The 11,980-nt window shown below is 63.0% G+C and carries 11 protein-coding genes; 4 read left to right on the forward strand and 7 right to left on the reverse strand.

Annotated features, from left to right (window positions below):
• The coding region (locus ABYO54_RS07245) for a sodium-translocating pyrophosphatase (protein ID WP_372807579.1) at positions 1–1,467 on the reverse strand (1,467 nt) is incomplete at its 3' end.
• A 308-nt stretch (positions 1,468–1,775) separates the two neighbouring features.
• Between ABYO54_RS07245 and ABYO54_RS07250 the strand changes: the two genes are divergently transcribed.
• Positions 1,776–4,067, forward strand: a complete 2,292-nt coding sequence (locus ABYO54_RS07250) for a sodium-translocating pyrophosphatase (protein WP_372807580.1) — start codon at positions 1,776–1,778, stop codon at positions 4,065–4,067.
• 248 nt (positions 4,068–4,315) lie between these two features.
• Here the strand turns inward: ABYO54_RS07250 and ABYO54_RS07255 are convergent, their stop codons facing one another.
• The 3 genes from ABYO54_RS07255 to selD all read right to left on the reverse strand — a co-directional run bounded on the left by ABYO54_RS07255 (position 4,316) and on the right by selD (position 6,905).
• Positions 4,316–4,654 carry a DsrE family protein gene (locus ABYO54_RS07255; RefSeq protein WP_372807581.1) on the reverse strand — a complete coding sequence of 113 codons (339 nt, stop codon included), beginning with the start codon at positions 4,652–4,654 and terminating at the stop codon, positions 4,316–4,318.
• Complete coding sequence (gene mnmH, locus ABYO54_RS07260) at positions 4,651–5,751, reverse strand: tRNA 2-selenouridine(34) synthase MnmH (protein WP_372807582.1); 1,101 nt, start codon at positions 5,749–5,751, stop codon at positions 4,651–4,653. The genes ABYO54_RS07255 and mnmH overlap by 4 nt, the downstream gene beginning before the upstream one ends.
• 122 nt (positions 5,752–5,873) lie before the next feature.
• The gene (gene selD / locus ABYO54_RS07265) at positions 5,874–6,905 is read right to left on the reverse strand and encodes a selenide, water dikinase SelD (RefSeq protein ID WP_372807583.1); all 1,032 of its coding nucleotides are present in this window, start codon (positions 6,903–6,905) and stop codon (positions 5,874–5,876) included.
• Positions 6,906–7,155: 250 nt separating this feature from the next.
• Between selD and ABYO54_RS07270 the strand changes: the two genes are divergently transcribed.
• The 3 genes from ABYO54_RS07270 (at position 7,156) to ABYO54_RS07280 (ending at position 9,404) form a co-directional block, all read left to right on the forward strand.
• Positions 7,156–8,442: a glycosyltransferase family 2 protein gene (locus ABYO54_RS07270; RefSeq protein ID WP_372807584.1), complete on the forward strand. Its 1,287-nt coding sequence runs from the start codon at positions 7,156–7,158 to the stop codon at positions 8,440–8,442.
• Between the two features lie 120 nt (positions 8,443–8,562).
• A complete protein-coding gene (locus tag ABYO54_RS07275) occupies positions 8,563–8,973 on the forward strand; it encodes a rhodanese-like domain-containing protein (RefSeq protein WP_372807585.1) in 411 nt (136 codons plus the stop codon).
• Positions 8,970–9,404, forward strand: a complete 435-nt coding sequence (locus ABYO54_RS07280) for a MauE/DoxX family redox-associated membrane protein (protein WP_372807586.1) — start codon at positions 8,970–8,972, stop codon at positions 9,402–9,404. Before ABYO54_RS07275 ends, ABYO54_RS07280 begins: the two co-directional genes overlap by 4 nt.
• A gap of 34 nt (positions 9,405–9,438) precedes the next feature.
• Here the strand turns inward: ABYO54_RS07280 and ABYO54_RS07285 are convergent, their stop codons facing one another.
• From ABYO54_RS07285 to ABYO54_RS07295, 3 genes are all read right to left on the reverse strand, one after another.
• On the reverse strand, positions 9,439–10,050 hold the full coding sequence (locus ABYO54_RS07285; protein WP_372807587.1) for an inorganic pyrophosphatase: 612 nt from the start codon (positions 10,048–10,050) through the stop codon (positions 9,439–9,441).
• Between the two features lie 20 nt (positions 10,051–10,070).
• Positions 10,071–11,348, reverse strand: coding sequence for a UDP-N-acetylglucosamine 1-carboxyvinyltransferase (gene murA / locus ABYO54_RS07290; RefSeq protein WP_372807588.1), 1,278 nt, complete (start codon positions 11,346–11,348; stop codon positions 10,071–10,073).
• 104 nt (positions 11,349–11,452) lie between these two features.
• Positions 11,453–11,758, reverse strand: a complete 306-nt coding sequence (locus ABYO54_RS07295; protein WP_372807589.1) for a hypothetical protein — start codon at positions 11,756–11,758, stop codon at positions 11,453–11,455.
• Positions 11,759–11,980 lie beyond the last annotated feature (222 nt).

The following is an 11,980-nucleotide window of genomic DNA, read 5'->3' on the forward strand; positions in this document are numbered from 1 at the left end:
GAGCCCGGCGGAACCGATCGCATAGCCCTTGGTCACCGCCTTGGTCGTGTTGCCGACCGCGTCGAGCGCGTCGGTGGTCTTGCGGACATCGTCTTCGAGCTCCGCCATCTCGGCGATGCCGCCCGCGTTATCGGTAACCGGGCCATAGGCATCGAGTGCAACGACCATGCCCGCAAGCGCCAGCATCGTGGTCACCGCGATCGCAATGCCGAACAGGCCCGCCAGCATGTAGGTTACGACGATCGAGACACAGATCAGGAGGGCCGGCAGCGCGGTCGCCTCCATCGAGACGGCGAGACCCTGGATGACGTTCGTACCGTGCCCGGTGGTCGATGCCAAGGCGATGCTGCGGACCGGCCGATAGTCCGTGCCGGTGTAGTATTCCGTGATCCAGATGATCAGGCCGGTCAGGACCAGCCCGCTGATGCCGCAAAGGAACAGGGCGAAGCCGCCGAAGGTTTCGCCGGCGGCGGTAAACGTCGCATCGAAACCAATCAGCAACCAGGTGACGAAGAACAGCAGGACCGCCGAGATCACCGCGGACGCGATGAAGCCCTTGTAGAGCGCGCCCATGATGCTCTGGCTGGCGCCGAGGCGGACGAAAAACGTGCCGATGATCGAGGCCAGGATGCAGGCCCCGCCGATCGCCAGGGGATACATCATCAACGGCCCGGCATCGTCGGTTCCCATGAAGAAGATCGACGCCAGCACCATGGTCGCGACGATGGTCACGACATAGGTCTCGAACAGATCCGCCGCCATGCCCGCACAGTCGCCGACATTGTCGCCGACATTATCCGCGATCACGGCCGGGTTGCGGGGGTCGTCCTCGGGAATGCCCGCTTCGACCTTGCCGACGAGGTCGGCGCCGACATCGGCCGCCTTGGTGTAGATCCCGCCGCCGACGCGGGCGAACAGGGCCATGGAGCTGGCCCCCAGACTGAAGCCGGTCACGATCGGCAGAATTTGATCGGCCAGCACCTCAATGGTGTTGCCAAAGAAAAGCCGCCCCAGAAACAGCAGGATGGCAAAGCCGAGCATCGATAGGCCGACCACGCTCATCCCCATCACACTGCCGCCCGAAAACGCCACCTTGAGGGCGGGAATCAATCCGCCCTGGGCGGCATGGGTGGTGCGGGTATTGGCGGCGGTGGCCACCTTCATCCCGATAAAGCCCGCCAGGGCGGATGCCATGGCGCCGACCACGAATGCGATGGCCTGGCATTTCAACGAGCCCTGGTTGGCAATGGCCAAAAACGCGGCGACAATCAGCACGAAGGGGATCAGCACCTTGTATTCCCGGGTCAAAAACGCCATGGCCCCGTCGGCGACGAACCCCCCGATTTTGACCAGCTTCGGGTTCTCGACCGGCTGGCTGAAAATCCACTTGGTTTTTATCGCCGCGTAGCCCAAAGCAAGCAGGCTTCCTCCCGCAACGATCAATAAAGTCCAACTAAACGTATTCATTTACTTTCCCTTTTTTTCATGCGTGCGCTCCGGCAGGCCCTGTTTGTTTCAATGTGTCTCTTTCCCAAACCCGTCGTCAGACAGGCCAATGCATTGCATGAATCACATGTGGATTCAAAGACCGCATAAAATAGCGCATTGGCCGCGCATCGTATATCCCCATTTTTGGGGATGTTTTTTGCCGCAAGGTTTTCGGGCGACCCAGGGGGCTTCGATCGGGGTTGCCGCCGTTTTCCATTTGATTTGCTTGCGGGGCCTGCCTACTCTCGGCGGTGTCGCCTGGTACGAACTACAAGACCGGAGGTTTTATGAGTTCCGTCATTACGAACCTGTGGTGGATTGCGCCGATCGCATCCGTTTCCGCCCTGCTGTTCGCCATCTATTTCTACAAGAAGATGATGTCGGCGAACGAGGGCAACGCAACCATGATCGAGATTGCGGGGCACGTTCGCGCCGGCGCCGTGGCCTACCTGTTCCGTCAGTACAAGGTGGTGGGATCCGTTTTTCTGGTTCTTCTGATGCTTTTCGGGGCCATGTCGCTTGCCGGCCTACTCAACCCGTTTGTTCCCGTGGCGCTGCTGACGGCTGGATTCTTTTCCGCGCTTTGCGGTTTTATCGGCATGCGGACAGCCACCGCCGCGTCGTCGCGCACGGCGCAGGGGTGTTCGGAAGGGCTCAACCGCGGCCTGCAGGTGGCCTTCCGTTCGGGCGCGGTTCTGGGCCTCTCGGTGGTGGGCTTCGGTTTGCTGGATATCAGCGTCTGGTATCTCATCCTCGACAAGCTCGTCTACACCCCGGCGCACATGGCCGAAGGTTGGGTGCTCCTCGGAATGGAGTTGGTGCCGGCGGGGTGCGGGCCGGTGGAAAAGTTGGTGCACATCACCACCACCATGGTCACCTTCGGCATGGGGGCATCGACGCAGGCGCTGTTCGCGCGCGTCGGCGGCGGGATCTACACCAAGGCGGCCGACGTCGGCGCCGACCTGGTTGGAAAGCTAGAGGCCGGCATTCCCGAGGATGATCCGCGCAACCCGGCCACCATCGCCGACAACGTGGGCGACAACGTCGGCGATGTCGCGGGCATGGGCGCGGATTTATATGAATCCTACTATGGCTCGATTCTCGCGACCGCCGCCCTTGGTGCGGCCGTCGGCGCGCATGGCGTGAGAAACGGAACCGGAACCGAGGCCGACGCCATCGGGCTGGTCACCGCTCCAATGATCGTGGCAGGCGTCGGCACCATCTTTTCCATCGTCGGCATGTTCCTGGTGAAGTGCAAGGAGGGCGCTTCCCAGAAAAACCTATTGCACGCACTGCTGACCGGCACACTCGGCAGCTCGGTGCTGATCGTACTGGCGCTGATCGGCCTGTGGCTCGGCGGTCTGGTCGCCGGCGGCATTGTCCTCTCCGTCATCGCGGGCCTGACGGCGGGCGTGGTGATCGGCCAGTCGTCCGAATTCCACACCTCCGATGAATACAAGCCCACGCGGGGCATTGCCAAACAGGCCGAAATGGGGTCGGCCACGGTTATCATCGACGGCTTGGCGGCGGGGATGTATTCCACCGGTATTCCCGTCGTTACCATTGCGGCCGGTATCATTTGCGCCTTTGGCTTTGCGGGCGGATTCTCCGACATATCGATGGGGCTCTACGGCATCGGCTTCGCCGCCGTCGGCATGCTCTCCACGCTCGGCATCACGCTGGCGACCGATGCCTACGGGCCGATCGCCGACAACGCGGGCGGCAATGCCGAGATGGCCCACCTGCCGCCGGAAGTGCGCGAGCGCACCGACGCGCTCGACTCGCTCGGCAACACCACCGCCGCCACCGGCAAGGGCTTTGCCATCGGCTCCGCCGCCCTCACCGCTCTGGCGCTGCTGGCCGCCTACATCGAGGAAGTCAAGATCTGGATCGGCAAGCTGGCGGGCGACGGCTCCTTCATGGGCTTTACCGCCACCGAAGCCAAGCGGGCCGGCCTTATGCAGTTCGTGGATAGGCTCGATCTGCACATCATGAATCCGCTGCTGCTCTGCGGGCTGTTTATCGGCGGGATGATGGCGTTTGTCTTCTGCGCCATGACCATGAAGGCCGTCGGCCGCGCGGCGGGCGCGATGGTCGAGGAGGTCCGCCGCCAGTTCCGCGAAATCCCGGGCATTATGGAAGGGACTGGCAAGCCCGACTATGCCTCCTGCGTCGCCATTTCCACCAAGGGCGCGCAGAAGGAAATGCTGGTGCCTTCGCTGCTGGCGATCGTGGTTCCGGTGGTCACGGGTCTGATTCTCGGGGTGCCGGGCGTGATGGGCCTGCTTGCGGGCGGGCTGTCCACCGGGTTCGTGCTGGCCACCATGCTCAACAATTCGGGCGGCGCGTGGGACAACGCCAAGAAATACATCGAGAAAGGCGCGCACGGCGGCAAGGGCTCCGCCGCGCACAAAGCCGCCGTCGTCGGCGACACCGTCGGCGACCCGTGCAAAGACACCTCCGGCCCCTCGCTCAACATTCTCATCAAGCTGATGACCATGGTCAGCGTTGTCTTCACCCCGGTCGTCGTCAAATTCTCCCCGGTCATCCAGGACCTCCTGCACATCGCCACCCAATAGTCGCGCCGACCGTTGCGGGGGCGCGGCCGGCGAATGCAATTTCCCTTGGGGGGCAACGTTCTATTCGGAGGGAAGGCAGGAGGTGGACGATGAATGTCGAATGGACAAACATGGCGGGGTTCGGGCCGCTGGCTTGGAACCATGGCGGACCACCCGTGGCAATCCTGATGCGACCTCCGCGCGGAACGGAGACCAAGCGGGGCGTTCGGCCGCTTAATCAGGCCCGGGGCTCCGGGAGCGGGGGCGCGTCAAATCGTAACGACGTGCCCATCCGAGAGGAGTTCTCCAATGATTCCCGCCATGTCGCCGACGTTGGCCGGGTCGATTTTTCCGGCTAGGCCATAGTGGCTGATGCAGGTGCCGCAGGCGGTGATGCCCACGCCCTTTTTTTCAAGCATGCGGATGGCGTCGAGCACCGGGGATGTTCCTTCGGCCAGCAGCTTGACGCCGGAGTTGTAGAACACGATTTCCTTCGGCAGGTTTTCCGCCAAGCACAGTTTGCGGAGGAACGATCCCATCAGCAGGGCGCCCAGCTCCTCGTCGCCGCGCCCGAAAAATTCGTCGGTAATCACAATTGTTTTTTTCATTTGGTGCAGCCCCTTTCGGTCAGGTAGTCGATCACGTCGGCCGTGCCGCCGCGGAAGACGATGCTCTGTTTCTTGCTATCGAGTTGATAGTCGTACATCGGGTCGTAGTATTCCACCAGCAGCAGCTCGATCCAGCGGCGGTGCGCGGCGGGGTCGCCCGTCTCCCGTTGCCGTTGGTGCGCGGCAAGCAGGAGCTGGTTGACGCGCTTGAAGCGCTCGCCGCCGAGGCGCTTGCGGATGCGCGCGACGCTTTCCTGCAGATCCGCCAGCCACCGCTCCGGCCCGGCCGGACCGAACGCCGCGCAAAAGCGGGCCTGGGCGGAGGTCACGTATTCCGCGAAGGTGATCCGGACGCGTTCCGGCAGCGGGGTTTCGAGCAGGACCACGTCGGCCTGGGCAAAGTGCTCCATCAGGGCGGTCGGAATGTAGCGCCTGCCGATGTGCCGCCCTTCGTCTTCCACCACCGCGAGCGCGTGCCCGGCGGCCTCGTGCCGGATCAGGGCCCAGGCGAGTGCGTTTTCGAAGGCGATCTGCGTCGGCTGCGGCTGGAGGAAGCGCCCGAACGAGGAGCCGCGGTGGTGGGCGAGCGCCTCCAGGTCGATCGCGTTGCCGAGCCGCTGAAGCAGCCGGGTTTTGCCGGCGCCCGTGCGGCCGCCCAGCACGAGGGGGACGCTGTTGAGCGTGCCGGGGTCGAGCCGGTCGATCAGATAGTTCCGGAAGGCCTTGTAGCCGCCTTCCAGCCGCAGGATTTCCCGGCGGGTCGCCGCCTCGGCCCACTCCTGGCTGAGCTGCGAGCGCAGGCCGCCGCGGAAACAGTAGATCCGGGCCGCCGGATGTTCATCGAGGAACCGCTTCCATGCGGCGACTCGTTGCTCCTTGACCGCCCCGCAGACGAGCTCGTGGCCGAGCGCAACCGCCGCCGCCGGGCCCTGCTCCTTGTAGCGGATGCCGACGAGGCGGCGCTCCTCGTCGTTCATCAGCGGCAGGTTGACCGCGGTCGGGAAGGCGCCCGCCGCGAATTCGACCGGCGCGCGCACGTCGATGAGCGGCACGTTGTCGACGACCAGGCGGTGGAAATCGTTGGTGGTTTTATCCATCGTGACTTCCAGCTAAATCAAGGGCCGCAAAGAGGCCCAAAAAGCGCGAAGCGTCCCTCTTTGTGCGGCCGCCTTGTTTTCGGTGGCGCCATGTGCCGTTTGGTGGCCTTTCCCTCGCCGCATTAGACCACCTCGATTCGTTTATCGCCGCGCGGGCGGGTTTGGCCGAACGATTCGAGCTCGAGTCCCGCCGCCCGGGTCAGGTCGAGGAAGGCTTCGACCGCCTCCGGTTTGACGACGCAGAGGAGGCCGCCGGAGGTTTGCGGGTCGCACAGGATGCCGCGCTGCTCGTCGGTCAGTTCGCCGATGGTGTGGCCGTAGCTCTTGAAATTGTTGCGCGATCCGCCGGGGATGCAGCCCTGGGCGAGATAGCTGCCCACGTTGGGCAGCTGCTTTACCCGTTCGTAATGGACGGTCGCCGAAAGGTTGCTGCCCTCGCAGATTTCGCCGAGGTGGCCCAGCAGGCCGAACCCGGTCACATCCGTCATGGCCACCACGCCATCGAGCTGGGCGATCTGTGCGCCGACTGCGTTGAGTTTGCACATGTTCTCCACGGCGGGGTCGATATGGCCCGGGGCGATCACGCCCATCTTTTGCGCCGTGCTCAGGATGCCGATGCCCAACGGCTTGGTCAGGAACAGCTCGCACCCGGGTTCGGCGGTGTTGTTTTGCTTCAGGTGCCGTTTGTCGACGATCCCGGTCACGGCCAGCCCGAAGATCGGCTCCGGCGAATCGATCGAATGGCCGCCCGCCAGCGGAATGCCCGCGTCGTCGCACGCCGCGCGGCCGCCGTCGATCACCGCGCGTCCCACCTCGGCGGAGAGTTTGCCGATGGGCCAGCCGAAAATGGAGATGGCCATCAGCGGCAGGCCGCCCATGGCGTAGATGTCGCTGAGTGCGTTGGTGGCGGCGATGCGGCCGAAGGTGAAGGGGTCGTCGACGATCGGCATGAAGAAATCGGTGGTGCTGAGCACGGCGGTGCCATTGCCGAGGTCGTAGGCGGCCGCGTCGTCCTTGCTGCTGTTGCCGACGAGCAGGTTCGGGTGGGGTAGCGCCGGGCGCGCCGTTTCGAGGATGGATTCCAGCAGCTCGGGCGAAATCTTGCATCCGCATCCGGCACCGTGGCTGTATTGGGTTAACTTGACATCCGCCATCTTGCTCTCCTGATAGAATAGTTTCTGCTTTTGTATCCGACCTGGCGCCCGGTGTCCATTCATTGCCGGGACGTCGCACGGTTTGCCGGGCACGGAAAACCCTGGGAAGCGAATTTGCCGAAGCGGCCATTTCGGCGGTTATTGTTCCGAAAATAATCGTTCGCGGGGGTTGCCATGGGGGGCAAATCCCTATAAACAACGCCGTCAATTCACGGTGCCTTCGTGACTTGCAAAAAAACATGGGGGAAGCATGGGGTTTCACACAATTATCAAGACTGCTTTTGAAATCGCGTTGATGGGGGCATTTGCGCTATCGCTGGGTTATTTCATCGTGACGGCGTTTGCGTTGGCACTTTCCCGCCTGCGCGACAAGCCGGAAATCATCGGCGACGAATCGCTCTACCCGACCGTGACGGTCCAGATTCCGACGTACAACGAGCTGGCCGCGCTCAACTGCGCCGCCCGCTGCCTGGAGTTCGACTATCCCGCCGACAAGCTCCAGATCATGATCGGCGACGACTCCAACCAGCCCGAAGTCTCCGCCAAAATCGACGCGTTCGCCGCCGCCAACCCGCGGCTGGAAATCAGCCGCCGCGGCGACAATGTCGGCTTCAAGCCCGGCAACCTCAACGTCATGCTGCCGAAGGCCAAGGGCGACTACCTGCTGATTCTCGACTCCGATTTTCTGCCGAAGAAGGATTTTCTGAAGCGGCTGGTGGTTCCGGTGATCAAGGATCCGACGCTGGCGGGCGCGCAGGCCGCCTGGCGCATCATCAACGTGCACGACAACCACAGCACGCTGATGGGTACGGGCATCGTGAACATCATCCATTCCGTCATCCTGCCGTTTCTGAAGGCCACCACCAAGCAGTGCGTTTTCTGCGGATCGGGCGAGCTGGTGAAAAAGAGCTATCTCATCGAGCACGGCGGCTGGACGGCCGGCGCGCTGACCGAGGACGTCGATTATTCCCTGCGCGTTATTGCCGCCGGCAAAAAGATTGCCTACGTCGACGACCTGCGCATCCGGTGCGAGGTTCCCTATACCCCCGGCGACCTCTTCAAGCAGCAGATGCGCTGGGCCTACGGCGTCATGCGCGCGTTCATGGCGCATGGCGGGAAGCTGTTCTTCTCGCGCACCATCCAGAAGCGCACCAAGTTCGCCGCCTTCCTGTTCAGCAGCGGCTATGTGATGATTACCCTGCTTTTGCTCACCATGGTTCTGGGCATCCTGAACCTGGTTTTCGGCGTGTTCGGGGTCGATCCGTCCGCCGCCCAAAGCTCGTCCTACACCGTCGGCAACCTGGTCTACGACACCATGGTCAACCTGCTGCTGACCTGCGGCATGATTGTCTCCTCCATCGCCGCCGGCTTCATCAACGGTTTTGGGTTCCGGGGCATTGGCCGGCTCATCGTGGCCTCGTTCACCATCGGCGTCATCTGCATGTTCTTCGTGGGCCGTGGCCTGATCACGGCTTCGCTCGGTCTGCCGATGAAGTGGTTCATGATGAAGAAAGCCGGGAACAGCTCCGCCGCCTAGGCCGGGTGTTCGGCGCGGGCTTTTTGTTTTCCCGCCCGCGCGGTCGGTGCTATGTTCCGCCGCATGCATACCATCCGCAACGTTTGGATCCTATTGTTTGCCGCCGCCCTGGTGGCATCGGTGGCGAATTGGGTTCATCCGCGGAAAATCCCCTGGGTGCAGGATTGGTCGACCCACGTTGAGGCCAAGGCGCGGAAGCTCGGATTCGAGGCGATTGCGCTCGCCGTCGCGCTCGAAAAGCATGGGGCCTCCGGGACCGTATTCATCGACGCCCGGCCGGCGGCGGAATTCGCGGCGGGCCATGTGGCCGGGGCGTGGTCGGTTCCGGTGCAAGCGTTCGGCGAACATTTCGAAACGGTCGGCGGGTTGATCGACTCCGGCGCGGAGCTGGTGGTCTATTGCAGCAATCGCGACTGCGACGATGCCTTGGAATTGCTCGTCGAACTGCGGGCCATTGGCGCGCAAAAGGCGTTGTTCTTTGTCGATGGGTTCGAGGCCTGGAAAAAATATGGCGGGGAGGTCGAACCATGACCCCCGACCAGAAAATCTACCGCGTCGCCTATTGGATTGCCACGTTCGTGGTTGCGGCGACCTTTCTTGCGGGCTTTCAAAAGCTGCTCTATCCGGCCGACTTTGCGTTGGCGGTCTACCGCTTCCACCTGCTGCCGGGGCCGCTGGTGAATCTCGTGGCGATTTATCTGCCGTGGCTGGAAGCCGCGATCGCGGTGTGCCTGCTGTTGGTTCCGAAGTTCCGCGAGGCGGCGCTCTGGCTGGCGCTGGCCCTGCTGGCGCTCTTCACCGCCGGCATCGTGGTCAATCTCGTGCGCGGAACGGGATTCGGCTGCGGTTGTTTCAGCCATGCGCCGGACGCAAAGCCGATGGATTGGATGAGCGTCGCCCGCAACGGCGCCTTGATGGCGCTGGTGGTGCTGGCGTTGTTCGGCAAGAAAAAGTCGCAATAGCTTGGAGCGGGCCGGAGGGCCCGCCCCGCCGGAATCAACCGTACTCTTCGGTGTAGTCGAGCATCGAGGCTTTGATCACCTTGAGGGCGTGTTCGCGGCCGTAGATTTCCGGGATCTTGACGTCGGAGGGCTGGCCGGGAACGAGCTTGTAGGTCTCGAAATAGTGGCGCATGCGCTCGATCAAGGCGTGGGAAACGTCCTTGATGTCGTGGGCGTCCTGCCAGAACTGGTCGTTGTCGAGCACGGCGATGATCTTGTCGTCGGCTTCGCCGTGGTCGATCATCTGCATGCCGCCGATGACGCGGGCGCGCAGGATCACCTCGCCGCGGTTGATCGGGCGTTCGGTGATGACGCAGATGTCGAGCGGGTCGCCGTCGCCCTTGACGGAGCTGGGCGAGAGTTCGTGCACGCGGGCGGAGCAGTAGGTCTGCGGAATGAAGCCGTAGAGGGTGGGGGTCATCGACGAAGTGAGCTGGGGGCGGTCGACCCGCAGGTAGCCGGTGGTTTTGTCCACTTCGTATTTCACCGCGTCGAACGGGGTCATTTCGATGTATGCGTTGACCACGTCGTCGCCGCCGCCGTCGTGCGCTTCGAGACCGTGCCAAGGGTGGGGGCGCCAGCGGTAGAACGTCTTAGGAAATGCCATAATGTCTCATCTTTCTGTTTTTAGTCTTCACGGACAATATCGGCCCCAAGGGCGGCAAGTCGATCTTCAATTGCCTCATATCCGCGGTCGATCACCTGCACGTTCTTGATGATGCTTTGCCCCTCGGCGCAGCAGGCGGCGATGAGCAGGGCCATGCCCGCGCGGATGTCGGGGCTGCTGAGCATTCCGCCGCGCAACTGGGTGGGGCCAACGACCACGACGCGGTGGGGATCGCACGGGATGATGTTGGCGCCCATGCCCAAGAGGTGGTCGACGAAATACATGCGGCTTTCGAACATTTTCTCGAAGAAGAGCGCGGTGCCGTGGGTCTGCGTGGCGAGTACGATGCAGACGCTCATCAAATCCGACGGGAAGGCGGGCCAGATGCCGTCCTCGATCTTGGGCGTGGCGTTGCCCTCGTCCGGCCGGATGCGGCGCTGCGTTTGTTGCGGGACGAAGAGGTCGCGCCCGTCGCGCGTCCACTCCACGCCCAGTTTCGCAAAGGTGCGCTGCATGACCTGGAGCGTCAGCGGATCGCCGGCGTTCGGGATGGCGAGCTGTCCGCCCGTTGCGACCGAGGCGGCGATGTAGCTGCCGACCTCGATGTAGTCGGGCTGGACGGTGTATTCGGCGCCATGGAGGTTTTCCACGCCCCGGATGGTCAGGTTGTTGGTTCCGATGCCGGAAATGTCGGCGCCCATGGCGTTGAGCAGGTGGGCGAGGTCCTGCACATGCGGTTCGCAGGCGGCGTTGTAGATCGTGGAGGCGCCTTCGGCCAGGGTGGCGGCCATCAGGATGTTTTCCGTGGCGGTCACGCTGGCTTCGTCGAACACCATTTTCCAGCAGGTGAGCGGTCCGGCCTTGAAGCGGTAGGCTTGGTCGATGGCGATTTCCGCGCCGAGCGAGCGGAGGCCGTAGAAATGGGTGTCGAGTCGGCGGCGGCCGATCACGTCGCCGCCGGGCGGATAGATGGTTGCGCTGCCGTGCCGGGCGGTCAGGGGCCCGGCGAGCAGGATCGAGGTGCGGACTTTCGCGCAGAGTTCCGGGCAGAGCTCCGTCGTATGCAGCCCCTTCGCGCAGAGGGTCAGGGTGTGGTCGTCGAGGGTGACGTCGACGCCGATGCTCTCCAGCAGCTGAAGCATGACTTTCACATCGTTGATCAGCGGGACGTTGTGGAGAATGATGGGTTGGTCGGTCAGTACGCAGCTCGCGAGCATCGGCAAAACCGCATTCTTGTTGCCGCGCGGATGGAAGGTGCCGCCAATCGGTTTCCCGCCGTTGATGATGAATTTAGCCACTGGTCAATGCCCTCTTGGAAAAAATGGACGGCCAATTTCCCAGACCCGCACTGGAATGGAAAGCAGAAAGGAGGTCCGGAACCGCGCTCCCGGCGCTCCGCCCGTCAATCCTCGTCTTGCGCTTTGTTGGCTTCCTCACGCAACCGCAGGATGCGCAGGAAAAAGAGCTGGGTGTCGTATTTGGACATCACCACCAGCGAAACCGTCGAGAGGAAGAGGGAGAGGATGCAAAGCGTCATGCGGTGGTAGCCGGCGGTCACGAAAATGCAGAGGAAGCCGACGAGGAACAGCGCAAGGTAGACGTTGCGCCGCAGTCGCGCCTCCTTGGTCAGGACCGCATTGTGCTTGGCATCGAACGCTTCGTTCAGGAAGCGTTCGCTGTTCAGTTCTTCAGGTCTTGGTAGTTTCATGCCGGGCCCCATGCTTAGCAATGCGAAGAAACTAAAGGGTTTTGCGCGCCGCCGCAACCCCGGTGCGCAAAATTCCGGCGCTCCGATCCCTTGTGCGAGCCATCGTTTTTGACCGCCAAGGCGCAAGGGAAGCGCCCTTTTCGCAGACGCGCCGATTCCGTTGCTTTGGGAGGGCCGCAGGGCCTGCGACCCAGGCACGGAGCCCGTGCCTCTCCGTGCGCC

This window comes from Pontiella sp. (assembly GCF_041622395.1).
Taxonomy (GTDB): domain Bacteria; phylum Verrucomicrobiota; class Kiritimatiellia; order Kiritimatiellales; family Pontiellaceae; genus Pontiella.